Consider the following 26289-nt stretch of genomic DNA (forward strand, 5'->3'; position numbering starts at 1 on the left):
TCATGACATTTAGTAATTCACTGCTGCGCCAACTCGCTTTTATCAATGGCAAATGGCAGGCGGCCAACTCTGGCGCAACCTATGCCATTAACAACCCAGCCACTGGCGAACACATTGCCGATGTGCCCGATATGGGCGCTGCGGAAACACAATTAGCTATCGAGGCCGCCGAGCGCGCATTACCAGCATGGCGAGCACTGGCAGCGAAAACGCGCAGCCAAATTCTCAAGCGTTGGTTCGACCTCATTATGGCCAACCAAGAAGATCTTGCGCAGCTGATGACCGCCGAACAAGGCAAGCCTTTGGCTGAGTCACGTGGTGAAGTCGCCTATGGTGCTTCGTTTATTGAGTGGTTTGCCGAAGAGGGCAAACGCGCCTATGGCGATGTCATTCCTGGCCCTACACCTGATCGCCGATTAATCGCACTGAAGCAGCCGATCGGCGTTACTGTCGCGATTACGCCGTGGAACTTTCCCATCGCCATGATCACGCGCAAGGTCGCACCGGCGCTTGCAGTCGGCTGCACTTCAGTGGTCAAACCCGCCGGCGTTACTCCACTTTGTGCGCTGGCTTTAGCTGAGCTCGGCAAGCAAGCCGGCCTGCCTGATGGCGTGTTAAATATCATCACTTCAGCTCACGCATCTGTCGTTGGCGAAGTGCTCACGCAAAGCCCCATCGTGCGCAAATTGTCCTTCACTGGCTCGACACCGGTGGGTAAAAAACTCATGGCCGCCTGCGCCGACACGGTTAAACGCGTGTCGCTAGAGCTTGGCGGTAATGCCCCGTTTATCGTGCTCGAAGACGCTGACTTAGATGCAGCCGTTGTCGGGGCGCTAGCCTCTAAATATCGTAACGCCGGGCAAACCTGTGTCTGCGCCAACCGCTTTTTGGTGCATGAAAAAATCTACGATGCCTTTGCCGAAAAACTACAAGCGGCCGTAGCAAAACTTGTCGTTGGCAATGGCGTCGACGAGGGCACAACCATCGGCCCGCTAATCAATGCCGCCGCAGTCGATAAAGTCGAACGCCTGGTCAATGAAAGCATCGCCGCTGGCGCGCATGTCGCCATGGGCGGCGCACGCCATGCACTCGGTGGCAGCTTCTATCAACCCACCGTGCTGCTAAACGTCAGCAACGACATGCCCATCGCGCAGCAAGAAAGCTTTGGCCCAGTTGCGCCGCTCATTCGCATCCGCGACGCCGACCACGCCGTAGCCCTAGCCAACGACACTAGCGCGGGGTTGGCCGCTTACCTTTATGGCCGCAATTTGCAGCAATTATGGTCGGTGGCCGAGCGTTTGGAATACGGCATGGTAGGTATCAATGAAGGCATTATTTCCAACGAAATGGCGCCATTCGGGGGGGTAAAAGAGTCCGGCCTTGGCCGTGAAGGCTCGAAATATGGCATCGACGAATACTTAGAAACACAGTATTTATGTTTAGGCGGTATGAGCGCGCGCTGATGGTCAATATCAAACGTGTTTACGAAGAGCCTAGCCCTGATGATGGCCGTCGTATTTTTGTTGATCGCCTCTGGCCGCGCGGTGTGCGCAAGCAAGACCTACCTTTCGATGACTGGTGCAAAGACGCCGCGCCCAGCCCTGCATTGCGCACCTGGTATGGCCATCGCAAAGAGCGCTTCGAGGAGTTTAGTCAGAGCTATGTGCAAGAGCTTAACGCTGAACCATCGCATTGGATGAATTTACTCGGCATGGCGCAAGATGGCCCAATAACTCTGCTATTTGCTGCGCGCGACCCCGACACCAGCCATGCGCGCGTGCTTGCTGACTTCCTCGAGGATGCGCTGGATAAGCAGCAGGACCCAAGTTCATCGCTGTGCTATGCCGCGCAATTTCCGCATTAATTAGCACGTAGTTTAGCGCGACCTATAAATCAGCCTGCCTTTCCATCAGGGCGAGGCGCCAGCAAAATACCGCTATAACGCAGCAAAAATAGGCCGAAAGCCAAGCTCCATAATGCCGCTGCCAACCACCATCCCAGCGGCAGCGCAATCCAATTCAGTGCCGCCGCTAAGCGTACCAACACAGCAGCTGTCACCAAGATATAAATCCATACGCCGCCACTCGGCAACTTAAGCGGACGACCGGTATGCCCCATGCACACTCGCGTCATCACACCTAAGATCATCGTTCCCATAGCGCCGGCACCAAGTGCATGCAGCCACACATTCGCTGGCAACCAACCTAGCGCCGTGCAAGCAAACAGTATGTAACCGATAGCAACCCAGAGTTGGCCAAGCTGTAGCACCCAAAGCAATGGCTCCTGCCTCACCCAATACAATCGCCATTGCCACAACCTAGCTAACGTCACCACGCCAGCGCCTAGCGCCATCACGGCACCAAGCGGTGATAGCTGGGCAAACATGGCTTGGGTCAATACCAGCGACACGGCCATGATCAAGCCAATGCGATCTAAGCGCTCATGACTAGCGATCTGCGGCGCTTGTGGAGCATTTTGGCGCAACCAATTATTGGTAAATGCTGGCGTAATACGACCGCCCACCACCAAAATTAATGCGCCCGCCAATAAGATTTGTGCGTGAAAAAAACGTACTTGATCGGTGATATGAAAGCCAAGATCCAAGAGCCAAAACAGGCAGATGCCACAGACTAAAATCAGCTGGCGCTTTTGCTTGGTGCGCCACACTTTCAGGCCAAAAAAGCAGGCCACCATCGGCATAAATGCCAAATCAACGATGGCCGCCACTACTTCAAAACCTTGGCCAAAGCCCATTGCTAGGCGACCGGCAAGCCAGACCAACCAGAGCATGAGCAAATGACTACGGGCCGGTGGCGGCGTACCCGTCCAATTACAGACTGCGGTGAGCAAGAAGCCGGCAATGGCTGGATATAAAAACGCCGCCAGCATTTCGTGCTGATGCCAGAGCATCGGTGGCAATGCCAAGTGCGCGCTCACCCCGCTGGTGAGCAGATACACCCAGAGCGGAATCAGCACGGCGGCCATAATCGCCGAGCTTAAAAAGAAGATGCGAAATGGATGCGCAAGCACGGTAAAACGATCATTCATCAGCGACATCGCATAACTCTCCAAAAATAAACAGGTAAATAATATGCTTCTTTGGAGAAGAATGCAGCTATGGTGGCACTCGGAGTCGCCATGTCCGCGAAGAGCATTGTATTGACTTGCTAGGCCAGCTATTTCGGGCCTAAAGTCGGCTCCACCGAGCCGATGAATACCTCGGTAACCTCCTCGCTCGAAAGCGACTTACTCAGCAACCTATCGGCGACTATTTGCACCCTATAGCACGCCTCTCAGACAATGGAATAAGGCATGCCAAACCACAGCCTAAATGCTCTGACTCAGCGTAGCGCCCCGCTGCTGAAAATTTTAGGCTGTGAGTATCCAATCATGCTCGCCGGTATGGGCGGTGTCGCGCGCCATAAGCTTGCCGCTGCCGTTAGCAATGCCGGCGGTTTTGGTGTGCTCGGCATGGTGCGCGAGCCAGCCGCATTAATCCGCAGTGAGATCTTGGCATTGCGCGAACTCAGCCAAGCGCCATTTGCCGTGAACTTAATTCCGGCCTGCACCAACGCAGCGCTATTGAAAGAACAAGTCGACACCTGCTTGGATCTAGATGTGTCTACGTTTGTGCTGTTTTGGGAAGTCGACACGGCCTTGATTCGCTACTTAAAAAGCCTCGGCAAAACCGTGATTCATCAAGTGGGCTATCAGTGCGATGCCGATGCCGCGCAAGCTGCCGGCGCTGATGTATTGATCGTGCAAGGCCAAGAAGCCGGCGGTCATGTTCGTGGCCAAACCTCAACACTCTCTTTATTGCCGCAAATTATTCAGCACTGTGATGTGCCGGTGGTAGCCTCTGGCGGCATCGCAAGCGGTCAAGCTGTGGCGGCGGCAATGATGTTTGGCGCTCAAGGCGTGAGCTTAGGCACAGCCTTCCTAGCTACTCACGAGGCCAATGCTCACCTGCATCATAAGCAGCGCGTGTTGGCGGCCGAAGCCGATGAAACCATATACACCACGCTTTTTGCGCGCAACTGGCATGAGGCCGCGCCCGTGCGCGTACTGACCAATGCCGCCACTCGTGGCGAATACGACAGTGCCGATCGCGACCTGATAATTGGCCATCAAGATGGTCAGCCGGTGTATATCTTTTCCACCGACTCGCCACTCGTTGGCGCCACCGGTAAGCTCGACGACATGGCGCTGTATTGCGGCCAATCGTGCAGCCAAATCTCTACGCTGTGCAGCGCCGCCGAGCGCTTTCAACAAATCGCTGAAGACGCGGCCCAACGCTTGAATCAACTGCCATAGCATTAGTGCCTGATGGCTGGGTTTGCTATCCTCCCAGCCCTCACTCATCGGCCACGCACCTTTAGCTTGTGGCCAGCAAACACTAGGCTTGTTTCATCTATGAGCAGCGATAACGCCCAACACACGCCAATGATGCAACAATATTTGCGCATCAAAGCCGAACACCCCAATGAGCTGGTGTTCTATCGCATGGGCGATTTTTACGAGCTGTTTTTCGATGACGCCAAAAAAGCCGCACGCCTGCTCGACATCACGCTAACGGCGCGAGGCAAATCGGCTGGCGCACCTATCGCGATGGCCGGCATTCCGTACCATGCCGCGGAAAACTATATCGCCCGCCTCATTCGCCACGGCGAATCGGTGGTGGTTTGCGAGCAAGTCGGCGAAGCCGGCGCACAAAAAGGCCCAATGGAGCGCCAAGTCGCGCGCGTGGTCACGCCTGGCACCGTGAGCGATGACGCTTTTTTAGATGAGCGCCGCGATACGCTACTCGCCGCGTTAGTCTGCCTAAATGAACGCTGGGGCTTGGCCTATTTAGATATGTCTAGCGGCCGCTTTAATGTGCAGGAACTCAGCGACATTGACCACGTGCTCGGCGAGCTCGCACGCATCCAAGCAGCTGAAGTGCTCTACCCCGAAGATGTTTCTTGGCGCGCCCAGCTCGAAGGCCAGCGCGGTCTACGTGGACGCTTACCGTGGCATTTCGATCGTGACAGCGGTCATCGTCAGCTCTGCCAACAATTCGGCGTGCATGACCTACAGGGCTTTGGCTGCGAAGCGATGCCCAGTGCCATTGCCGCCGCTGGCGCTTTGCTAGTCTATGCCCGCGAAACCCAGCGCAATGCTCTGCCGCATTTACGTGGTATCCAAGTCGATAATGCCAAAGACACACTGCAACTCGATGCCGCAACGCGGCGTAATCTCGAAATTACCCATACCCTCGCAGGCGATACACGTAGCACTTTGGCCGGCATTCTCGACCAAACTCGCTCGGCTATGGGCAGCCGCTTATTGCGACGCTGGCTGCATCAGCCTATTCGTGTACGTGAAATTCTGCTCTGGCGCCAACAAGCCATCGATGAACTCATCGCTGACCATGCCTGGGATGAACTCAGCCAGCCACTAGCTGATATGGGCGATGGCGAGCGCGTACTTTCGCGCGTGGCATTGCGCAGCGCCCGCCCGCGCGACCTGGCACGTCTACGTGATTTACTCGCACTCATCCCAGATTTTGCGCAATGGCTTAGCATCCGCCAATCCACACGCCTACAAGCGCTAGCCGGCAACATCGCACCACAACCCGCGCTGGCAGATCTCTTACAACGCGCCGTGGTTGAAGCGCCGCCAGCAGTTTTGCGCGATGGCGGCGTTATCGCCGATGGCTTCGATGCTGACCTCGATGAGCTGCGCGGCTTAAGCACAAACGCCGGCGATTACCTGCTCGCGCTAGAAGCAAAAGAGCGTGAAGCCTCTGGCATTGCCGCACTAAAAATTGGCTATAACCGCGTCAGTGGCTATTACTTCGAGCTCTCGCGGCTACACGCAGAGCAAGCGCCAGCACATTTCATTCGCCGCCAAACGCTGAAAAATGTTGAGCGCTACATCACGCCCGAACTCAAAGCCTTCGAAGATAAAGCGCTGTCGGCCTCGGCCCGAGCCTTGGCACGCGAAAAACAGCTGTTTGAAGACTTGCTCGATGCCATCATCTTTGAACTCACACCGCTGCAAGCACTCTGCGAATCGCTAGCCGAGTTAGATGCGCTAGTCTGTCTCGCCGAGCGCGCTGATACGCTGAATTGGGCCAAACCAACACTGCTCGACGAACCCGGCATTACCATCGAGGCCGGCCGCCACCCTGTGGTCGAGCGCTTACTCAGCGAGCCTTTCACCGCCAATGATCTTCGCCTCGACAACGAGCAGCGTATGTTGGTGGTCACTGGCCCGAATATGGGCGGTAAATCCACCTATATGCGGCAAACCGCGCTCATTGTGCTGCTCGCGCATATCGGCAGCCATGTGCCCGCCAGCGCTGCCAGCATTGGCCCAGTCGATCGCATCTTCACGCGTATTGGCTCATCAGATGACCTCGCCTCTGGCCGATCCACTTTCATGGTCGAGATGACCGAAGCCGCCACTATTTTGCATAATGCGACACCACACAGCCTAGTCATCATGGATGAAATCGGCCGTGGCACTAGCACCTTCGACGGCCTCTCACTGGCGTGGGCGGCGGCAGAATACCTCGCTATGCAATGCCGCTCCTTAAGCTTGTTTGCCACGCACTATTTTGAACTCACGGCACTTCCTGATTTGCTCGAAGGTGTCGCCAACGTGCATCTAGCCGCTGCCGAACATGATGGCCATGTGGTGTTTTTACACTCAGTAAAATCTGGTCCCGCCAGCCAAAGCTACGGCCTGCAAGTCGCACAGCTCGCGGGTGTGCCAGCAGAAGTTATTAGCCGAGCGCGTGAACGCTTAGCTCTGCTCGAATCGCAAAGCGTGAGCCTGCGCTATAGCGAACCGCTTGCCGCTCTCGCCACGCCAGCTGCCTTACCGGCAGATACACCACCAACTGCCGTAGCTGCCGACACACCTCAGCGCAACACATCACGCAAACTCAGCCTGCGCAACGACAACCCGCAAGCAGACCTATTCGCCACCCGCCAACCTAGCGATGTGGAGCTGTCGTTACGCCAGATCGATCCAGATAGCCTGAGCCCACGTGAAGCGCTTGAGCTGATTTATGCGCTGAAAAAACAACTGTAGTCATCATCACTATCAGTGCTGCTGATAGAATTACTCAGCATGAGTCAATTGCCACACTGATGCTGCGACAGTAAACTAACCGCCATTAGTCATTAGTCACCGGGATTGCTTAACCATGACATTCGTCGTTACCGAAAACTGCATCAAGTGCAAATATCAAGACTGCGTGGAAGTGTGCCCAGTAGACTGCTTCTATGAAGGCCCAAATTTTTTAGTGATTCACCCAGATGAGTGCATCGATTGCGCACTCTGCGAGCCAGAATGCCCAGCCAACGCCATTTTCTCTGAAGATGAGCTACCAGAAAACCAAAAGGCATTTATCAAAATCAACGCCGATCTGGCGCAGATTTGGCCAAATATCACCGAGATTGGTGAGCGTCCAGCAGACGGTAAAGAGTGGGATGGCAAGCCGAACAAGCTGCCTTTGCTAGAACGCTAAAGCCTAGCGCTGTGGTCTACGCTTATAGCGTCAGATAAACAGTGAAATTTAAATACAAAAAAGGAGCTAAATAGCTCCTTTTTTGTGGCCGACTCATTCCCTCGCTCGACCACATCCTTGTCCCCTACCCTGGGAGTTCACATCATGCGTACTTCCTACACACCATCCTTGTGCTCGCATAATCCTTTAAGCGGCGTCCTGATAAGGCTAATGGTAGTAGGTTTACAGGGCCGCACAATATGCTGAGCGATCCAACCTATGATGGGTTTGATTTTACCCTTTTATATTCAAATAGATAAAAAAAGACCCAACAATAGTTTGAAAGTAATTACCGCAATATGGCGTAAAATACAGGGTTTCTTGTAAGGTATTTCTTACATAAAAAAAGGGCCCACATCATGTGAGCCCTGAAAAACAATCATCGTTGTTGCACACCGTCGTCTTCATCCTGTGAGATTAAACGTGTGGTTCGCGTTGCGGTTGACGTAATAATCTGGCAAATGTCAGACAAAAACGATATGAGGTTTGTGGCATTTTGTTGCGTTACGTTAATGCGCTCTGCTTCCCAGTTGGAGAGACTGGCCAGCGCATAATAAATCTGGCGCCACCTAGCTGGTGACTCTGGTCTACATAAATCGTACCTTCAAACCAATGCACGATGCGACTGACAATAGACAGGCCTAAGCCATAACCGCCGGTACTGCGCGTACGGCTATCATCGAGGCGAGTAAACGGCTCAAAAATACGCTCACGATGCGCCTCTGGAATGCCCGGACCGTCATCCTCAACCCACAATACGACATAGTCACCATCACGGCGCAGTGTTGCGCGCACATCATGGTTGGCATAGCGCAGGGCATTACCTACTAGATTTTGGATGACACGATGGGCGTAACGCTCAACGCTTTGAATCACCAAGTCATCATCTACAGTCACCGTCAACTTGGCAGGCTTTCTCAGCGCATCAGTCTCACGCTGAATACGCCCCATCAAAGCAGTCATATCTAGTGGTTCAAAGCTCAGCTGCGGACGGCTCTGCTGTAGCGTGGCGTAAGTCAAAATCTCATCAATCAATTGGTTTAGCTGATTGATATCTTCATCGAGTAGTTCGAGCTGCTGAAAGCGATCCTCCTCATCGGGAGAGCCCGCCATCATTTCCATACCAAACCGTAGGCGCGCTAAAGGCGTGCGTAACTCATGCGATACCGCTTGGGTTAATTCGCGCTGCGAGTCTAGCAAGCGCTTTATATGCGCCGTCATCTGGTTGAGCGTCTCAGCTAAACGACCAATCTCATCGCTACCACTGACATCAGCCCGCGCGGTTAAGTCACCCTCTCGCAGACGTTGCACAGTCGCGCCCAACGAGACAACCTTGATCTCGAAGTTATGAATAACCCAATACGCACCCAAGGTAATAAAGAACAGCGCAATCACACAGGCAATAACCAGATGCTGAAATGGTAAAGGGTCAAATAATTCGAAGGGGCCAAGCATTAGCACTTGGCCGGAGCGATTTTGGCTAGGCGCATAGACCGTCATGGCCGAGCGCGTGGCACTGGATGAAAGCTCGCCAAAGCTCACGACAATCTCATCTTGCTCAAGACGAATACGCTGATCGCGGTCTAGCCTGACCTTACTCAATGGAATCATCGCCATCGGAAAGCCAACAAATGGCGATAGCGTCTTCAGGCGAATTTCTTCTTGGCCGGGATAGTTGGCGAGATCTTCTAAATAAAAGTTTGCCGCCGCCCTAGCCTGCTGCTCACCAATACCAGCTATGCGCGTGGTTAAGTACGACGGCTTTCCTGGCAGCGGCACACGAATATAAATATCGCTGGCATCACCCACCGTGCGAACCACGGTGTAACCCTGAGCTAAACGCTCTTCTTCGTGGTTCGTGAGGGAGATAGGCAGTGCATTAATCAGCTGCAAGGGCGCATCAATAAGTAACGAAGCGTCTTGCAACCATAAAGCGCGCTGCTCGGCCTTTTGTCGTGCTACAGCAATTGCCGTGATGTGAAACACCGCTGTCGACATACGCTCGGTATATTCTTGCGCACGCTGATTATTCATCCAGTGCATCGTGATATAGGTGAGGAAGCTAACTGCCACCACCGTCAACAAGATGCCGCCGTAAATCCCGACAAAGATGCTCTTAGTGCGAAAGGCTCGCAGCATTAGGCGTTGCCACCATCCTTCACAAAGAGATAACCCTTGCTGCGCACAGTTTTAATAATGCGCGGGCTATCGGGGTCATCGCCAATTTTTGGACGAATACGCGAGATACGGACGTCGATTGAACGATCTTGGCCGTCATACTCAATGCCGCGTAATTTCGAGAAGATATCTTCGCGCGACAATGTTTTGCCAGCACTAGAAGCTAGCAGCCAGAGCAGGTCATATTCGGCGCTAGTGAAGTCAACTAATTCGCCAGCCAATGTTACCGAACGTGCACCATTGTCGATGATCAGCTCACCAAAGCTAATGCGCTGCGCTGTCGATTCAGTGCTCTCACCACGGCGTAGTTGCGCACGAATACGCGCCAGCAATACACGAGGCTGCACAGGCTTAGGCACGTAATCATCCGCGCCCATTTCCAAGCCCAAGACTTGATCCATATCGTCAGTACGTGCCGTTAGCATAATGATCGGCTTATTAAACTGGCCGCGCACTTCGCGACAAACAGTCAGGCCATCGGCTCCAGGCAACATAACATCAAGCACAACGAGGTCGGGCTGCTCATCAATGATGCGGCGAATAGCACGCTGGCCATCACCTTCAATACTCACTTCCAAGCCATTACGGATCAGGTATTCCTGAGTCAGCTCTGCTAAGCGCTGGTCGTCTTCTACAATCAAAATCTTCGGCGGCGCTTCGTGAGATGCCATGCCATGCTCCCTATTCTTCTTATGTGTTAACTAAAACACGCGTGTTACTGCCACTGCGCGACAAAGCAAGTGGCTCATGTTGCAGTTTATACGGTTTTGTAAACATTCATATACTGCAACGCAACGAACACTGCGGCTAGTGATAGAACAATTTATCGAGTTGCGAAACAGCTCAAAACACAATATCTAGTGTTTTTAGCTAAGTCACTAATATTTCGACCAAAGTTAAGTTATCCCAAGGGATACCCGCAAGCTATGCACAACTTATCCACAGATTTGGCGCTCAGAGAACTCAGCAAAACACACCATCTAGTGTGTCATCCACATATATAAACACTATATATAGCGATTTTTTCTTAAAAAACGCTGGACATGATATGCGCATACGCGGTCTTATACACACCAAGTGCAAGAGGCTGCCCACTCGCCAACTTGCACATCAGCCACCTAAATGCTGAACTCAACAACCACAATATCTAGTGTTCGACAGTCGCCATCACTGTCTTTATTCAGGCCACACACTGTGTCCTGTTGCCGAGGAATCTATGCAAGCAGACATTTTCGCCGAAGCCACCACGCAAACGCCAACTACTCCGACAACGCCCACTGCCGGCACTGCGCCAGGCCAACTGCGTGTTATTAAACGCAATGGCACTGTGGTCAGCTATGACGACAACAAAATCGCGCTAGCCATCAGCAAGGCTTTTTTAGCCATTGAAGGTTCGGCAGCAGCCAACTCCAGCCGTATTCATGAAACCGTGGCTCAGCTCACCACATTGGTTTCGGCCACGTTTAAGCGCCGCATGCCCAGCGGCGGCATGGTTCATATCGAAGAAATCCAAGACCAAGTTGAACTGTCTTTGATGCGCTCCGGTGAGCAAAAAATTGCTCGCGCCTATGTGCTCTACCGCGATGAGCGCGCCCGCGCCCGCGATATCGAAACACCTGCGTCGACACGTCATCACCCGACACTGCACGTGCTAAAGGCCGATGGCAGCCGTCATCTGCTCGATCTTGGTCGCCTCGAAGCCTTAGTGGTCAACGCCTGCGAAGGCCTGAGCGGTGTCGAATCGAAAGCCATTGTTGAAGACACTCTGCGCAACCTCTACGACGGTGCCGCAGAAACTGACATCAACAACGTTTTAGTCATGTGCGCCCGCGTGATGATCGAGCAAGAGCCCAACTACACCTACGTTACCGCCCGTCTACTGCTCGATCATCTGCGCAGCGAAGGCTTGTCGTTTATGGGCATTGCTGAGCTGGCATCACAAGGCGAGATGACTCAGTACTACCCGCACGCACTGCCGATTTACATCAATCGCGGCATTGAGTTAGAACTGCTCGACCCTAAACTCGCCGACTACGACATGGCGCGCTTAGGCGCAGCACTGAAGCCAGATCGTGACTTCCAGTTCACTTATCTTGGCCTGCAAACGCTATACGACCGCTATTTCTTACATAGCAATGACGTCCGTTTCGAGCTGCCGCAAATTTTCTTTATGCGCGTCGCCATGGGCCTAGCCATGCAAGAGCCGGGTGATCGTGAAGCCCGCGTCATCGAGTTCTATGACTTGATGTCCAGCTTCGACTACATGGCATCAACACCAACTCTATTCAACGCCGGCACCCTGCGTCCGCAGCTTTCCAGCTGCTACCTGACCACGATTCCCGATGACCTGCACGGCATCTATGGCGCCATCCAAGATAACGCCATGCTGTCGAAATGGGCCGGTGGTCTAGGCAACGACTGGACGCCCGTGCGCGCACTCGGCGCCTACATCAAAGGCACCAATGGCAAGTCACAAGGCGTCGTGCCATTCCTGAAAGTCGCCAACGACACCGCTGTGGCAGTGAACCAAGGCGGCAAACGCAAAGGTGCGGTCTGTGCTTATTTAGAAACCTGGCACTTAGACATCGAAGAGTTTGTCGAGCTGCGTAAAAACACCGGCGATGATCGTCGTCGTACACACGACATGAATACCGCCAACTGGGTGCCCGACCTGTTCATGAAGCGCGTCTTCGATGGCGGCCAATGGACTCTGTTCTCGCCATCTGATGTGCCCGATCTGCATGATCTGTACGGCAAGCCCTTCGAACAGCGCTACACCGAATATGAGCGCATGTGCGACAACGGCCAAATGCGCCTGTACAAACGCATTCAAGCGCAAGATTTATGGCGCAAAATGCTCTCGATGCTGTTTGAAACAGGCCATCCTTGGATCACTTTCAAAGATGTCTGCAATCTGCGCTCGCCGCAGCAACACGTCGGTGTCGTGCACTCGTCAAACCTGTGCACCGAGATCACGCTAAACACTAGCAAAGATGAAATCGCGGTCTGTAACCTAGGCTCGGTAAACTTGGTAAACCACGTATCCGAAACCGGCCTAGACCAAGACAAACTGCGCCGCACCGTGCGTACTGCTGTGCGTATGCTCGATAACGTGATCGACATCAACTACTACGCCGTTGAAGCTGCACGCACATCAAACATGCGCCATCGCCCCGTCGGCATGGGCATCATGGGCTTCCAAGATGCGCTGTATAAGCAGAAACTGGCCTATGCTAGCGATGACGCCGTAACTTTTGCCGACCGTTCAATGGAAGCCATCAGCTACTACGCCATCGAAGCTTCTTGCGAGCTAGCCGGCGAACGTGGCCGCTACTCGACATTCGAAGGCTCACTATGGAGCCGTGGTGTATTGCCTATCGACTCGCTATGGGCACTCGCTGAGCATCGCGGCGCACAATATGTTGAAGTCGATTTCAGCCAAACGCTGGACTGGGCAACATTGCGCGATCAAGTAAAAACCGTCGGTATGCGCAACTCCAACGTCATGGCGATTGCGCCAACGGCAACGATTTCGAATATTTGCGGCGTCTCGCAATCGATCGAGCCGACCTACCAAAACCTTTATGTGAAATCGAACCTGTCGGGCGAGTTCACCGTAGTTAACCCCTACTTGGTGCATGAGCTGAAAGCACGTGGCCTATGGGATACAGTGATGGTCAACGACCTGAAGTATTACGAAGGTTCGGTGCAGAAACTCGAGCGCGTGCCTGCCGACATGAAAGCGATTTATGCCACCGCGTTTGAGATCGAACCGCGCTGGTTAGTCGATGCCGGTTCGCGCCGCCAGAAATGGATTGACCAAGCGCAATCACTGAACTTGTACTTGGCTGAAGCATCGGGCAAAAAACTCGACATTACCTACCGTATGGCGTGGTATCGCGGCCTAAAAACCACGTATTACCTCCGTGCCATTGGCGCCACAGCGACAGAGAAATCGACGGTTTCCGACGGCGCGCTGAACGCGGTAAAAGCACAAATTGAAGACATGGTCGTCGCAGCACCAGTACCACTGGCCTGCTCGATCGACAATCCAGACTGCGAAGCCTGTCAATAAGGCGTAGGCTCTAGGAGATAGAATATGATTAGTTGGGATGATTTTAATGCGGACGAGAAGCCCAATGCGCCAGCACCGATTCCGTCGAAAAGAACTGAGACGCCAGCTGCGAACCCAGCAAGTGCGCCGACAGAGGCAGTGGTTTCTGCTGCGCCATCTGCAGCCGGATCTGCCCCTCGTGGACTTGAGGCACCTGCTGCCATCATCACAGAGGCCATCACTCGCGTCAGCAATGACGCCCGAGACGCCGTAGAGGGCTCTGCTCACGAGCGCGCTGCGGCGGCCTTGGCTGCACTCGACCCCGCTCCCGGCCTAGAAGACCTGGAAATGGGTGCCGAGCGCATTCGCGTCGATGACAAACGCATGATCAACTGCCGTGCTGACCTTAACCAGCTCGTACCATTCAAATACGAATGGGCATGGCAAAAATATCTCGATGGCTGCGCCAACCACTGGATGCCACAAGAAGTGAACATGTCGAAAGACGTGTCCATGTGGAAATCTGGCGATGGCCAACTAACCGATGACGAGCGCCTAATCGTCATGCGCTCATTGGGCTTTTTCTCCACCGCCGACTCACTGGTGGCGAATAACTTGGTGCTGGCACTCTATCGCCACATCACCAACCCAGAATGCCGCCAATACTTGCTACGCCAAGCTTTTGAAGAGGCCATCCACACCCATGCTTACCAGTACTGCATTCAGTCGCTGGGCATCGATGAGGGCGAAGTCTTCAATATGTATCGCGAAGTACCGAGTGTGGCGCGTAAAGCGGCATGGGGCTTGAAGTACACGCAAAATCTCAGTGATCCAAGCTTCAAAACCGGCACTATTGAGAATGATCAACGCTTATTGCGCAATCTGATTGCGTTCTACTGCGTGCTCGAAGGCACCTTCTTCTACTGTGGCTTTACCCAGATTCTCTCCATGGGTCGCCGCAATAAAATGACCGGTGTCGCTGAGCAGTTCCAATACATCCTGCGCGATGAATCCATGCACGTGAACTTCGGCATCGATGTCATCAACCAAATCAAAAACGAAAACCCACAGTTGTGGACCAAGGCTTTCCAACAGGAAGCCACGCAAATGATCTTGGAAGGCACTCAGCTCGAAGTCGAATATGCCCGCGACACCATGCCGCGTGGCGTGCTCGGCATGAACGCTGCGATGATGGAAGAGTATCTGCAATACATTGCCAACCGTCGCTTAATGCAGTTAGGGTTAGCTGAACAGTTCCCGGGCGTTAAAAACCCTTTCCCGTGGATGTCCGAAATCATGGACTTGCGCAAGGAAAAGAACTTCTTTGAAACCCGTGTCACCGAGTATCAAACCGGTGGCGCACTAGCCTGGTAGGTCCTATGAAACGGCTGATTATTCTAGCGTTAACGATCATTGTGGTGTTTTCTGGCTGGCGCTGGTGGCAAGCCAGTCAGCCAGCGGCAAACGATGCTGAAGTAAACGCTGAATCAGCGCTCACGACTGGCAAGCAAGAGCCATTGGCCATGCCGGAAAATGCCACTTCTGCTGAGGCCTTAGTGCTAACGCAGGAGTCGGTAGACGCCCTAAAGGCCGAAAATGATGAGCTGGAGTCGCGCATTGCTGACCTAGAGCAGCAGAGCAAAGATGCGCAACAGCTGATTGAGTTAAAAGCCGCTCGTCTGCAAGAGCTAGCAGAAAAGCCCGACGCTCAGTAAATTATGGCGTATTGAGCCATCTGCTTGCTTGATTAAGGCCCTGCCGATGACACCTACCCTGCGCCATCTGACCCAGCACTTGCTCTGGGTCAGCTTAATGCTAGCGCCAATGAGTCACGCCACGACGAGTGCTGCCGTGGAGCTGAACATTGCGCAATGCCAGCTGATTGGCACAGGCCCGGGGCCCGACAAGGTCATCTCGCAGGCTTTAGATACGCCGCGACTCTTAATTTCTAGTCACGATCGTCGACATTTTGCACGCACTGGCGAGATCTACGCTTATACGCCAAGCATGAATGCCATGGTGGTCTTGCCACGCGTCGGCGAGCCCGAAAAATTTCGATTTCGCCCTCAAGGCATGGCGCTTCGACACGTTGACAGTCGTTGGTGGCTGTATGTCATCAGCCACGATCGTGACTTAATCAGCGATCAGCACAGCATCGCAGTCTATGAAGTGCTTGACGATCAGCTACGCTTTCACGAGCTGCTCACCTCTCCGCTACTGAGTGCGCCCAACGATATCGCCATCGCGCCCGATGGCACACTTTATGTCACCAACGAGCGCGCCAATGGTGCCAGCATCGTCGAGTGGCTATTTTTACAGCGCAAAGCTACCGTGGTGATGTATCGCCCAGGCGAAGGCTGGCGCGTCGCCGCTGGTCAATTTGCCATCGCCAATGGCGTGGCTATTCGCGGTGATAATCTTTGGGTCACGCAAACATTGGGCGAGGGTTTAGTGCGCTTCAAGCGTGGCAAAGATGGCCAGCTTAGCGAGCGCACCAGCGTGACAGCACTATCGTTACTCGACGGCCTCAGCGTTGCGAGCAATGGCGACCTGCTCAGCAGTGCCTACCCATCACTCATAGGTCTTGGCTTGCATTGGCAGCGCCCTGCGTCGCAATCGCCAACCAAAATTTATGCTATCAATCCCACCACGGGTGCCAGTCGCGTTATTTTTACAGATAGCGGCGAACGAATTAGTGCCATTAGCAGCGTACAATCCTTCGATGGCCGGCTCTATGCAGGCCAGCTATTTGACCCTTACTTGCTCAGCTGCCCATTGCCTGCGAGCCTACAATAACCCGCTTGCGCACCCCGATTTATGACCGAGCCTACCCCTACGCTAGACCCCCTTATTGATGACGATCACCAGCGCCGCTTTGCTGGCGTGGCGCGAGTCTATGGCGACGTCGCACTTGAGCGCTTCCAAAATAGCCATGCCGTAGTAGTCGGCCTTGGCGGCGTTGGCTCTTGGGCATTAGAAGCACTTGCTCGCAATGGCATCGGCCAGCTCACGCTAGTTGATCTTGATGTGTTGGTTGCATCCAATGTGAATCGCCAGCTTCCAGCCATGACATCAACCTTTGGCCGTGGCAAAGCCGAAGTTTTGGCTGAGCGCGTACGAGATATTAATCCGCGCTGCCAAGTGCGAGTGGTTGATGATTTTCTGACGCGGGAAAATGCGCTGGATATTCTCACGCCACAGCCCGACATCATTTTAGATTGCTGCGATGATGCAAAAGCCAAACTCACACTAGCGCTACATGCACGCCGTCATCGCAATGTATTGGTGGTTTGCGGTGCCGCTGGCGGCAAAATGGATCCTACGCGTTTGCATATGGCCGACCTAGCGCTCACTGAGCAAGATCCACTGCTCGCGCGTTTACGCAAACGCCTGCGCAAGCATCATGGCTACCCTCTCGAGGCTGGCAAAGTATTTGGTATTAGCTGTATTTATTCAGATGAGCCGATAAGCACGCCGCCAGATATGTGCGGCAGCGCATCGCTAAATTGTAGCGGCTATGGCTCTTTGGTAACGGTGACCGCGAGCATGGGTTTGCTCGCGGTGAGTACCGCCCTTGCGCAGCTGCTGCGGCGCAAGGTGCGGACTTAACACTTATTGCTTAACGTTTACTGGGGTACGCAGTCGGCCATTGCTCCGGCGCTTTCAGCCACCGATGCAGCAGTTGCCGCTGCTTCAGCCGACATGCCTGGCACTAGGCCCGACTTCAACATGCCGCCGGCCATTTTGCCGAACATGCCACCTAAGCCACCGGTTTTTGATGTAGCTGACGCCTGACAAGGGCCAGCTGCTACTTGTTGTGCTTGAATTTGCTGTTGTGCTTGAGCCAAAGCCTGCGCCTGGGCTGCTTGATACTGTTTGCGTTGCGCAGGTGTCATGGCGTTGACTTGTGCTTGCGCGAGCGCTTGCAGCTGCTCTGGCGTCACACCTTGTAGCTGAGCATAGGCCTGCACCTGTGCGGGAGTCATGCCCTGCTTAATCAACTGCTGCTGCTGAAGTGCCGTCAATGCCGCTGCTTGGCCTTGAGCATTAGCAGCGGCTTGCGCATAGGCAGCTACTAGCGCTTTTTGCTGAGCTGGTGTCAGCGTCTGACCATTGGCCTGAGCTTGGTTTGCTAGGGCTTGGGCAAGACCTTGCTGGATGGTTGCTGGGTTAGCGGCCACAGTGCCATAGGCGTTTAAGTTGGCTGCAGCGGCAGCAATAGCAGCGGCTGCTTGCTCATTACCAGCGTTATTGCCAGCGCTTTGATTGGCGATATTCGCAGCGGCGCTGAGCAAATCGCCCCAGCCAGCCATTGCCATTGGTGCGTAGCAGCTAGCCGCTACAGTAGCGGCTATGAGTAGTTTTTTCATGGAGGCTCAGCCTTTATATTTAATTCAAGGCAAATATAATTTTAGCGCTAGTGAGCCGACAATCCCCCGTTTAGGGGGTATGAAAAATACTGAGTATTTTTGTAACTCCAGTCGTCTAGGCAAATCGAGAGCAAAAAAAACCACGGCATGGGCCGTGGTTTTTTTCAACATCCCGCGGGGACTAACTCAAATGAATTAGTGACCGCCGCCGGTAACGCCTTTAACCATTTCTTCCAAGACTTTTTTGGCATCGCCAAACACCATCATGGTTTTGTCTAGATAGAACAGGTCGTTATCAAGGCCAGCATAGCCTGTTGCCATCGAACGCTTAATCACCATCACGGTGCGCGCACGGCTAGCTTCCAAAATTGGCATGCCGTAGATCGGTGATGCTGGATCATCTTTCGCTGCGGGGTTAACCACATCGTTAGCGCCAATGACCAGAACTACGTCGGTAGAGGCGAAATCGCTATTGATTTCGTCCATCTCGCACACGTCTTCGTATGGCACATCGGCCTCTGCCAACAGCACGTTCATGTGGCCAGGCATACGGCCTGCAACCGGGTGAATGGCATAGCGCACTTTCACGCCCTGCTCTTTCAGCACCGTTGCTAGTTCTTTCACGGCGTTTTGCGCACGCGCTTGAGCCAAGCCATAACCAGGCACAATGACAACAGAATCAGCATTAGCCATCATGAATGCCGCATCTTCAGCCGAACCAGACTTGTGTGTCTTCTCTGTGCCATCGCCGCTAGCAGCAGCAACTGCTGTAGTACCGAAGCCGCCGAAGAGCACGTTCAGTAGCGAACGGTTCATGGCATTACACATGACGTAGGAGAGAATGGCACCTGACGAACCCACTAGCGAACCAGCGATGATCAGCATTGGGTTGTTCAGTGTGAAGCCGATACCGGCAGCAGCCCAACCCGAAAACGAGTTCAGCAGCGATACCACCACAGGCATATCGCCACCGCCGATGGGGGCGATCCAGATAAGGCCAAATGCCAATGCTAAGGCTGTCATGGCGTAGAAGGCGTTGAGATCTTCAGTGCGGAAATACACCATGCCAAAGCCAACCATGCCCAAGAACAAGATAGCTTGCAGTGGTTTCACCCAAACGCCGCTAACCGATTTCGCCCACTTTTTCGCGGCCAATTTGCCATAAGCAAAGACCGAGGCCGTGAAGGTGATAGCACCAACAAAGCAGCCAACAAAGAGTTCAAAACGGTGCAATGCGTCGTGATGAACACCTTCGTGCAATACCGCTGCAATAGCGATACAGACAGCCGAGAGACCCACCAAGGAGTGCATCATCGCCACAGTTTCAGGCATTTGCGTCATCGGCACAGTGCGCGCACGCGCCAAGCCAACCACAGCACCAGCAATCATCGCGCCGATGATCATGCCGAGCACTGGGTTAGGCGCAACAAAGAACGTGGTCAGAATGGCCAGCGTCATGCCGATCATGCCGTAACGGTTACCCATGATGGCTGTTTTTGGACCCGACAAACCGCGCAGGGTCAGGATGAACAGAACAGAGCCGACCAAATAGAACCAGTCGGCGTATTGTGCAAAATCACTCATTTGAGTCGCTCCTTACTTCTTCTTTTTCTTGAACATATCAAGCATGCGTTCGGTAACAGCAAAGCCGCCGAAGATGTTGATACTGGCCAAGAAAACAGCGAAAGCGCCCAAAAGGCTGGTGGGGGTAATGGTTTGCAGCGCAGCAGGGTCTGTGCCCGTAGCCACGGTTTGCAGCATGGCACCGACAATAATAATGCCGGACAATGCGTTGGTTACCGCCATTAATGGTGTGTGCAGCGCAGGTGTTACGCCCCAAACCACGTAGTAGCCGACATAAATAGCCAGCACGAAAATGGTAAAGGTAGTGACAAATGGCACGCTGGTAGCGTGCTCTGCCAACTGACTTACCTGAGACATATCAATCATTTGGAAAGCTCCCGATCAATTCGGTTTTTGGTAGTTGACCGTGCCGGCATCAACAATCAGCGTGGGCTTAACCATGTCATCTTCACGGTTCAAGACGATCTCGCTGGTTTCTTTGTTGTGCATTGGCGCTAAGAAATTCAGCATGTTGCGGGCATATAAAGCAGAAGCTTCAGTTGCCACTAATGCCGGAATGTTGCCAATACCGACAATGCGCACGCCGTTTTCAGTCACCACGATTTGATCGAGCTGCGAACCTTCGACGTTACCGCCTGAGCTCACGGCCATATCGATAATGATCGAACCTGGCTTCATCTTCGCAACAGTCTCGGCTTTCACCAATGTCGGCGCTTTACGACCAGGAATCTGTGCCGTGGTAATCACCACGTTGGCATTCGACACCGCTTTATCGACCACAGCCGCTTGATCACGGATGTATTCTGGCGATGGCTGCCAAGCGTAACCGCCCGTGCTCAAGGCTTTGGCGGCCTCTTCTTCGCTCATTGGCACGTCTAACCAGCGACCACCGAGCGATTCAACTTGCTCGCGTGCAGCAGGACGCAAATCTGACGCTTCCACCACAGCACCTAAGCGCTTAGCGGTCGCGATGGCTTGTAGGCCAGCCACGCCAACACCCAAGATTACGGCGCGCGCAGGCTTAATAGTGCCAGCAGCGGTCATCATCATGGGAAATAGGCCAGCGTATTCGTTCGCAGCCATGAGCACGGCTTTGTAGCCGGCCACGTTAGCTTGCGACGACAGAATATCGGAGCTTTGTGCGCGCGTGATGCGCGGAATCAATTCCATCGCAACGCAGGTCAGACCTTTAGCGGCATAAGCATCGAAATGAGTGTTTTGATGAGGTGCAAAAGCAGCCAGTACAGTTGCACCTTGCTTCATCAAGGCCACTTCATCAGCGGTTGGTGCAGCAACTTTCAGCACAATATCTGATGCACTTAATGTATCAGCAGCACTAGCAGCGATGCTGGCACCAGCGGCCTCATAGGCGCTGTCGATACAGCTAGCGGCAACACCAGCACCAGCTTGCACAACAACTTTGCAGCCCATAGCCACAAACTTCTTTACGGTCTCTGGAGTTGCAGCGACACGCGTCTCGCCAGCCAGAGTTTCCGCGGGGATACCAATCTGCATGGTTCGTCCTCATCTTGCGTTTAAGCCGCCCATCATACGTGAATAGAGGAGCGACTCGGTAAAAGCGGCAGATTACCGCAGGAAGTAACCGGCGGATTGTAAGCTATCTGCTACGACTTTTGTCGAGGCTATGCAGAGAAAATGCCAGAAATTCGTTTACACAAAATTACCAAAAACCTGATGTAATGCTCAACAAGTTTACACTTGCGTGATAAATTCACTCACACACAACAATAACACTTGAGTGAACTTGTCATGCCTATTTCACGCCTAGCCGCAGCGGCCCTACTAGCCTCTACATGCAGCGCTGCACTCGCTGATGTTCCTGAGCAAACCAACGGCGTATACAACTTTTATATAGGCGCCATGTTCAATGCCACCGATGATAGCCGTCAAAATGTTGACCACGGCTACGGCGTAACTGGCGCGTTAGATATTCCCATCACGAGCTGGGGCGAGCGCTGGGCGTTTGAGATTGCCGCCAATGCCAGCACGCTAAAAACCAATAAAACCCAAGATACCAACTACTTTCGCCAAGCATTAACCGGCTCGCTGATGTATTCATTTGGCGATCGCGATGAATTCACACCTTATGTCCTCGCTGGCGCGGGCTATGTGCACAACGACACTAACTTTCTCGATGAAGATGGCCTAACCGCTCATGTCGGTCTCGGCCTAACCAAACTCATCGGTAAAACAGTGCGTGGCCGAATAGAGGTTCAAGGCGTGTATGACGACTTTAATAGCAAAGATATTTTCGATACCACTCTAAGTGCTGGTGTCGAAGTGCCATTAGGCAAAGTCGAGCGCGTAGAGGTGATCCGCGAAGTAGAAGTGATTCGTGAAGTGCCAGCACCTGCCGTAGCTCCTATCATTAAAGAGGTTGCTCCAGCTGACACCGACAATGATGGCATCGCCGATGATCGCGACCAATGCCCAGACACACTGGCCGGCGTCCGCACAGACAACACCGGCTGTGCCATTGCCCAAGCAGCAACACTCAACAACATCGAATTTGACACGAATAAAGCCACACTAACTGCCGCCTCAAAAGCGAGCATTAGCGAAGCCGCTAAATTCTTTGAAAAACAAGCCAACCTACGCGCCATCATCGCCGGCCATACCGATGATGTTGGCAGCGACAACAGCAACCAACGCCTATCACTCGCGCGTGCCGCTGCCGTGCGTAGCGCACTGATTGCTGAAGGCTTAGATGGCAAACGTTTTCAAGCGATAGGCCTGGGTGAAACCATGCCTTTGGTAACAAATAACAGCGCTGAAAATCGCGCCAAAAATCGACGTGTTGAGTTCTTACTCAGCATTTCAGAAGCAAACTAAGATTTTAATTAAAGGACTAACATCATGATATTGCTCAAAAGCAAACAATACATGCTGATCGGCCTCACCGCAGTAGCGCTCACGCTTACTGCTTGTGGCGGCGATTCGGCGAAGAACGGGACCGGCACAACCTCTAACGACAACACAAGTGGTCAAATTAAACCTGACACTGATGGCGATGGCGTACCAGATATTGGCGATAACTGCCCAACAACTTTTAACCCAAATCAAAACGATCTTGATGAAGACAGAGTCGGCGACCTCTGTGATCCCGACATCGACGGTGACAACATTTTAAACTCGCCAGATAACTGCCCGACAGTGTCTAACGAGAATCAGATTGACTCCAACAATAACGGCATTGGTGATGCATGTGAAGGCGATCAAGATGGCGATGGTATTAAGGACTCGGAGGATAACTGTCCAACTACGCCAAACAATCCCAATACTGACTCCGATGGCAATAATATTGGCGATGCTTGCCAAGACAGCGACAGCGATGGCATCTTGGATACAGCAGATAACTGCCCAATGAATGGCAACCCCAGTCAAGCCGACCAAGACCAAGATGGTGTTGGCGATGTCTGTGACTCAGATACTGATGGCGATGGAAAATTGAACGCGATGGACAACTGCCCATTTGTGTTTAACCCAGGCCAAGAAAACTCTGACAGCACTCCCAGCGGCGATGCCTGCGAGAATGACTCTGATAATGACGGCATTTTAAACACTGTCGATAATTGCCGCTTCATACCAAATGCTGACCAAAAAGATCAAGATGGCGATGGCCTAGGCGATGTCTGCGATGACTCTGACTCTGACGGCCTGTTTGATAACCAAGATAATTGCCCCCAGAACGCCAACAATGATCAAGCAGACCAAGATCGCGATGGGCTTGGTGATGTTTGCGATATAGATCGTGACGGCGATGGCGTCTCAAACTCTGTCGATAACTGCCCACTGGTTAACAACCCACCAATCAACGGAATCCAGCCCGACAAAGACGGCGATGGCAAAGGTGACGCCTGTGATGGCGACACAGATAACGACTCAATTCCCGACGATGTAGACAACTGTCCACTCACCCCTAACACCAATCAGGCTGACTTCAACGAAAGCAACATCCCAGGTGTAGTCAACACAGGTGATGCATGCAGCGACGAAGATGGTGACGAGATCTTCGATGATAAAGACAACTGCCCGCTAGTATCCAACGTTAATCAAGGCGATATTGATGGTGATGGCATCGGCGATGTGTGTGATCCAGATCGTGATGGCGATAATGTGGCAAACGATGATGATAACTGCCCATCACTCTCAAATGCCGATCAAAAAGACTCGGACAATGATGGCAAAGGAGATCTTTGCGATACAGATCAAGATGGTGACGGTGTAAAAGAGACCGATGGTGACAACTGTCCATTAACTCCAAATCGTGATCAGCTCGACTCGGATAAAGATGGTGTAGGTGATGCTTGTGACACCGATGGTTTCACTTGCGGTACTGGCACAGCAACTCCTACCTGCCCTGCAGTAGCCGACCTGAAAACTGGCTACAGCTGTACAGGCTTCGCACCCACTGGAAGCGTGGCAGTAGCAGTCAAACAGGGCGGCCTCTGCTCATTAAGTAATCTTCTGCTTAATGGTTCTCTCGTTGATATTTGCGGCGTGGACTCTCCTGCCTCGGCCGCTGACGGCAATGGCGAGACGTTTGCCAAGGTGAACAACGCAGTTGCTCTCGCAGATAGCCTATTTACCGATGGCGCATTGACAGGGAAAGTTGGTATTTCAGTAACGCTGCCCCAGAAAGTTGCAGCAGGAAAACTCGCTGCCTTTAAAATTAGCGTGCCACGAAGTTTAGTGGAGCTAAGCTTAGCCAAGGCTATTACAGTAACTACTGATGGCGGCGAGTCTTTCGGCGGACCAGACCAGACAGGTGGCTTTGCTTTGGAGCTGCTAACAGCCGGTTATGACGGCAATGTTGACCCTCTCGGAGTAGACAACCTAGCGCCAGGCTCCGTACAACCGTTGTATGTTTTAGGTGGGTTTGCAACGAAGGCTTTCCAAACCCTGACAATTACGGTAGGTGGTGGTCTTTCTGCTGACTTGGGTACCTCCATTGAGGTATACGACGTCTGTACCGACATATCTGCAAGCACTACAAACACTATTGGTGATGGCTCATCGCCATTACCTAGCATTGGTGGTGATAGCGGCGGTAATAACAACCCACTCGGCGTAATCACTACGCCATTGGGTGATGCCCTAGCGCCAGTGACCGGTGCGCTTTCAGCACTTACCGTGCCATTGGCTGATGGCCTGGACGGTACACTGGGTCAAACCCCATTGGCTCCTCTCAGCAATGGTGTTGTCGATCTCATCGATGGCACTGGCGAAGCCGGTGGCGAGCCTGGCAACACTCCCGGCATCCCTACTTCACCTGAAGAGTTCATGGCCCTACTAGGCGATAACCCAATCACTGCTGCGCTGGAAACTCTAGCCGCGATGATTCCAGGTGCTGACGCGCTCCCCGGTGCCGATTCAATCCCAGGTGCGGACACCTTTGGCGACAACCCACTCGGCGTAATCACTACGCCATTGGGTGATGCCCTAGCGCCAGTGACCGGTGCGCTTTCAGCACTTACCGTGCCATTGGCTGATGGCCTGGACGGTACACTGGGTCAAACCCCATTGGCTCCTCTCAGCAATGGTGTTGTCGATCTCATCGATGGCACTGGCGAAGCCGGTGGCGAGCCTGGCAACACTCCCGGCATCCCTACTTCACCTGAAGAGTTCATGGCCCTACTAGGCGATAACCCAATCACTGCTGCGCTGGAAACTCTAGCCGCGATGATTCCAGGTGCTGACGCGCTTCCAGGTGCTGACTCACTTCCTGCTGCCGACTCAATCCCCGGTGCTGACACCTTTGGCGATAACCCCCTCGGCGTAATTACTACTCCACTAGGTGATGCCCTAGCGCCAGCAACCGATGCGCTTTCAGCACTTACCGTGCCACTGGCTGATGGCCTAGATAGCACACTGGGTCAAACTCCACTGGCACCTCTCAGCAATGGCGTTGTCGATCTTATCAATGGCACTCGCAAACCGGGTGGCAAACCTGGCAACACTCCCGGGATCCCTCCCGGCCTCAGCTCCGGCCTCCCACCCGGCCTCACTACCTTACCAACAAGGTTTCTTGCACTACTTCCCGCAAACCCATAACCCCTGCTATCGCCTCGTTCTTCCCTTAACTAAGGCTAAAGCATAAAAAAACCCGCCTAGGCGGGTTTTTTTATGCTTTAAATTAAACCGACTGCTGTTTCAACAGCGCACTTACACCTACAAAAATAATGTAGGCAAACCATATCTTAATCGGTATCACCAACCACATGCCTAAACTTACTTTCAAATAAATTAGCACAGCACTCAACAACATGAAGCTAAATGCCCACAGACTATATTTCAGTAAATATCGATAATGACTCACTGCCCATTGCGTCGCTTTCGAGCGCTGCAATGCGGTTAAAATAAACGCCACTGGAAACAACACATTAAAAATGACACTAACTCCAAACAATACATAAATTGCTTTTAGATAAGGCGCGTTTGCCTGATCACGTAGTGCGTTGCCCATATCAAACCTCAGGCCGCATATGCGGAAACAAAATCACATCGCGAATGCTGGCTGAATC

General features: G+C 53.1%; 20 protein-coding genes. 12 read left to right on the forward strand and 8 right to left on the reverse strand.

Going from position 1 to position 26289, the window contains the following annotated elements:
* The first annotated feature begins 2 nt into the window (after positions 1-2).
* Positions 3-1463 (forward strand): NAD-dependent succinate-semialdehyde dehydrogenase, encoded by a 1461-nt coding sequence (locus tag AC3DKE_RS03615; protein WP_487990084.1) that lies wholly within the window; start codon positions 3-5, stop codon positions 1461-1463.
* On the forward strand, positions 1463-1864 hold the full coding sequence (locus AC3DKE_RS03620) for a DUF488 domain-containing protein (RefSeq protein WP_487990085.1): 402 nt from the start codon (positions 1463-1465) through the stop codon (positions 1862-1864). Before AC3DKE_RS03615 ends, AC3DKE_RS03620 begins: the two co-directional genes overlap by 1 nt.
* Positions 1865-1893: 29 nt before the next feature.
* Here the strand turns inward: AC3DKE_RS03620 and AC3DKE_RS03625 are convergent, their stop codons facing one another.
* Positions 1894-3057: an NnrS family protein gene (locus AC3DKE_RS03625; RefSeq protein ID WP_487990086.1), complete on the reverse strand. Its 1164-nt coding sequence runs from the start codon at positions 3055-3057 to the stop codon at positions 1894-1896.
* Between the two features lie 255 nt (positions 3058-3312).
* On the opposite strand from AC3DKE_RS03625, the gene AC3DKE_RS03630 reads away from it, so the two are divergent.
* From AC3DKE_RS03630 to fdxA, 3 genes are all read left to right on the forward strand, one after another.
* Positions 3313-4314, forward strand: a complete 1002-nt coding sequence (locus AC3DKE_RS03630; RefSeq protein ID WP_487990087.1) for an NAD(P)H-dependent flavin oxidoreductase — start codon at positions 3313-3315, stop codon at positions 4312-4314.
* A gap of 99 nt (positions 4315-4413) precedes the next feature.
* A complete protein-coding gene (gene mutS / locus AC3DKE_RS03635; RefSeq protein ID WP_487990088.1) occupies positions 4414-7080 on the forward strand; it encodes a DNA mismatch repair protein MutS in 2667 nt (888 codons plus the stop codon).
* A 115-nt stretch (positions 7081-7195) separates the two neighbouring features.
* On the forward strand, positions 7196-7519 hold the full coding sequence (gene fdxA, locus AC3DKE_RS03640) for a ferredoxin FdxA (protein ID WP_340676159.1): 324 nt from the start codon (positions 7196-7198) through the stop codon (positions 7517-7519).
* A gap of 543 nt (positions 7520-8062) precedes the next feature.
* Here the strand turns inward: fdxA and AC3DKE_RS03645 are convergent.
* Positions 8063-9697 (reverse strand): ATP-binding protein, encoded by a 1635-nt coding sequence (locus AC3DKE_RS03645; RefSeq protein ID WP_487990089.1) that lies wholly within the window; start codon positions 9695-9697, stop codon positions 8063-8065.
* Positions 9697-10407 carry a response regulator gene (locus AC3DKE_RS03650; RefSeq protein WP_340676157.1) on the reverse strand — a complete coding sequence of 237 codons (711 nt, stop codon included), beginning with the start codon at positions 10405-10407 and terminating at the stop codon, positions 9697-9699. The genes AC3DKE_RS03645 and AC3DKE_RS03650 overlap by 1 nt, the downstream gene beginning before the upstream one ends.
* A gap of 545 nt (positions 10408-10952) precedes the next feature.
* On the opposite strand from AC3DKE_RS03650, the gene AC3DKE_RS03655 reads away from it, so the two are divergent.
* The 5 genes from AC3DKE_RS03655 to AC3DKE_RS03675 are packed head-to-tail and all read left to right on the forward strand — an operon-like array spanning position 10953 to position 17399.
* Complete coding sequence (locus AC3DKE_RS03655) at positions 10953-13811, forward strand: ribonucleoside-diphosphate reductase subunit alpha (RefSeq protein WP_379067930.1); 2859 nt, start codon at positions 10953-10955, stop codon at positions 13809-13811.
* A gap of 24 nt (positions 13812-13835) precedes the next feature.
* Complete coding sequence (locus AC3DKE_RS03660) at positions 13836-15164, forward strand: ribonucleotide-diphosphate reductase subunit beta (RefSeq protein WP_411729799.1); 1329 nt, start codon at positions 13836-13838, stop codon at positions 15162-15164.
* A gap of 5 nt (positions 15165-15169) precedes the next feature.
* Entirely contained in the window at positions 15170-15505 is a 336-nt protein-coding gene (locus AC3DKE_RS03665; protein ID WP_340676154.1) for a type IV pilus assembly protein FimV, read from the forward strand.
* Positions 15506-15551: 46 nt separating this feature from the next.
* The gene (locus tag AC3DKE_RS03670; RefSeq protein ID WP_487990090.1) at positions 15552-16586 is read left to right on the forward strand and encodes an SMP-30/gluconolactonase/LRE family protein; all 1035 of its coding nucleotides are present in this window, start codon (positions 15552-15554) and stop codon (positions 16584-16586) included.
* A 21-nt stretch (positions 16587-16607) separates the two neighbouring features.
* Entirely contained in the window at positions 16608-17399 is a 792-nt protein-coding gene (locus AC3DKE_RS03675) for a tRNA threonylcarbamoyladenosine dehydratase (protein ID WP_487990091.1), read from the forward strand.
* Between the two features lie 17 nt (positions 17400-17416).
* On the opposite strand, the gene AC3DKE_RS03680 is transcribed toward AC3DKE_RS03675, so the two are convergent.
* From AC3DKE_RS03680 to AC3DKE_RS03695, 4 genes are all read right to left on the reverse strand, one after another.
* A complete protein-coding gene (locus tag AC3DKE_RS03680; protein WP_379067925.1) occupies positions 17417-18160 on the reverse strand; it encodes a hypothetical protein in 744 nt (247 codons plus the stop codon).
* A 195-nt stretch (positions 18161-18355) separates the two neighbouring features.
* Positions 18356-19744 carry an NAD(P)(+) transhydrogenase (Re/Si-specific) subunit beta gene (locus AC3DKE_RS03685; protein WP_340676150.1) on the reverse strand — a complete coding sequence of 463 codons (1389 nt, stop codon included), beginning with the start codon at positions 19742-19744 and terminating at the stop codon, positions 18356-18358.
* A 12-nt stretch (positions 19745-19756) separates the two neighbouring features.
* Positions 19757-20101, reverse strand: a complete 345-nt coding sequence (locus tag AC3DKE_RS03690; protein WP_340676360.1) for a proton-translocating transhydrogenase family protein — start codon at positions 20099-20101, stop codon at positions 19757-19759.
* A 24-nt stretch (positions 20102-20125) separates the two neighbouring features.
* Positions 20126-21259, reverse strand: a complete 1134-nt coding sequence (locus AC3DKE_RS03695) for a Re/Si-specific NAD(P)(+) transhydrogenase subunit alpha (RefSeq protein ID WP_340676149.1) — start codon at positions 21257-21259, stop codon at positions 20126-20128.
* Positions 21260-21514: 255 nt separating this feature from the next.
* Between AC3DKE_RS03695 and AC3DKE_RS03700 the strand changes: the two genes are divergently transcribed.
* Together AC3DKE_RS03700 and AC3DKE_RS03705 are read left to right on the forward strand one after the other, a co-directional pair.
* On the forward strand, positions 21515-22597 hold the full coding sequence (locus AC3DKE_RS03700) for an OmpA family protein (RefSeq protein ID WP_487990092.1): 1083 nt from the start codon (positions 21515-21517) through the stop codon (positions 22595-22597).
* A gap of 24 nt (positions 22598-22621) precedes the next feature.
* Positions 22622-25819: a thrombospondin type 3 repeat-containing protein gene (locus AC3DKE_RS03705; RefSeq protein ID WP_487990093.1), complete on the forward strand. Its 3198-nt coding sequence runs from the start codon at positions 22622-22624 to the stop codon at positions 25817-25819.
* An 82-nt stretch (positions 25820-25901) separates the two neighbouring features.
* Here the strand turns inward: AC3DKE_RS03705 and AC3DKE_RS03710 are convergent, their stop codons facing one another.
* A complete protein-coding gene (locus tag AC3DKE_RS03710) occupies positions 25902-26231 on the reverse strand; it encodes a hypothetical protein (protein WP_487990094.1) in 330 nt (109 codons plus the stop codon).
* Positions 26232-26289: the final 58 nt, after the last annotated feature.

The sequence above is a fragment of the Paraperlucidibaca sp. genome (assembly GCF_982810325.1).

Coding starts and splice junctions, on each gene's coding strand:
- AC3DKE_RS03625 (WP_487990086.1), bottom strand. CDS start 3,057: ATGTCGCTGATGAATGATCGTTTTACCGTGCTTGCGCATCCATTTCGC.
- AC3DKE_RS03615 (WP_487990084.1), top strand. CDS start 3: ATGACATTTAGTAATTCACTGCTGCGCCAACTCGCTTTTATCAATGGC.
- AC3DKE_RS03665 (WP_340676154.1), top strand. CDS start 15,170: ATGAAACGGCTGATTATTCTAGCGTTAACGATCATTGTGGTGTTTTCT.
- AC3DKE_RS03655 (WP_379067930.1), top strand. CDS start 10,953: ATGCAAGCAGACATTTTCGCCGAAGCCACCACGCAAACGCCAACTACT.
- AC3DKE_RS03660 (WP_411729799.1), top strand. CDS start 13,836: ATGATTAGTTGGGATGATTTTAATGCGGACGAGAAGCCCAATGCGCCA.
- fdxA (WP_340676159.1), top strand. CDS start 7,196: ATGACATTCGTCGTTACCGAAAACTGCATCAAGTGCAAATATCAAGAC.
- AC3DKE_RS03700 (WP_487990092.1), top strand. CDS start 21,515: ATGCCTATTTCACGCCTAGCCGCAGCGGCCCTACTAGCCTCTACATGC.
- AC3DKE_RS03695 (WP_340676149.1), bottom strand. CDS start 21,259: ATGCAGATTGGTATCCCCGCGGAAACTCTGGCTGGCGAGACGCGTGTC.
- AC3DKE_RS03675 (WP_487990091.1), top strand. CDS start 16,608: ATGACCGAGCCTACCCCTACGCTAGACCCCCTTATTGATGACGATCAC.
- AC3DKE_RS03670 (WP_487990090.1), top strand. CDS start 15,552: ATGACACCTACCCTGCGCCATCTGACCCAGCACTTGCTCTGGGTCAGC.
- AC3DKE_RS03710 (WP_487990094.1), bottom strand. CDS start 26,231: ATGGGCAACGCACTACGTGATCAGGCAAACGCGCCTTATCTAAAAGCA.
- AC3DKE_RS03690 (WP_340676360.1), bottom strand. CDS start 20,101: ATGTCTCAGGTAAGTCAGTTGGCAGAGCACGCTACCAGCGTGCCATTT.
- AC3DKE_RS03680 (WP_379067925.1), bottom strand. CDS start 18,160: ATGAAAAAACTACTCATAGCCGCTACTGTAGCGGCTAGCTGCTACGCA.
- mutS (WP_487990088.1), top strand. CDS start 4,414: ATGAGCAGCGATAACGCCCAACACACGCCAATGATGCAACAATATTTG.
- AC3DKE_RS03630 (WP_487990087.1), top strand. CDS start 3,313: ATGCCAAACCACAGCCTAAATGCTCTGACTCAGCGTAGCGCCCCGCTG.
- AC3DKE_RS03705 (WP_487990093.1), top strand. CDS start 22,622: ATGATATTGCTCAAAAGCAAACAATACATGCTGATCGGCCTCACCGCA.
- AC3DKE_RS03650 (WP_340676157.1), bottom strand. CDS start 10,407: ATGGCATCTCACGAAGCGCCGCCGAAGATTTTGATTGTAGAAGACGAC.
- AC3DKE_RS03685 (WP_340676150.1), bottom strand. CDS start 19,744: ATGAGTGATTTTGCACAATACGCCGACTGGTTCTATTTGGTCGGCTCT.
- AC3DKE_RS03620 (WP_487990085.1), top strand. CDS start 1,463: ATGGTCAATATCAAACGTGTTTACGAAGAGCCTAGCCCTGATGATGGC.
- AC3DKE_RS03645 (WP_487990089.1), bottom strand. CDS start 9,697: ATGCTGCGAGCCTTTCGCACTAAGAGCATCTTTGTCGGGATTTACGGC.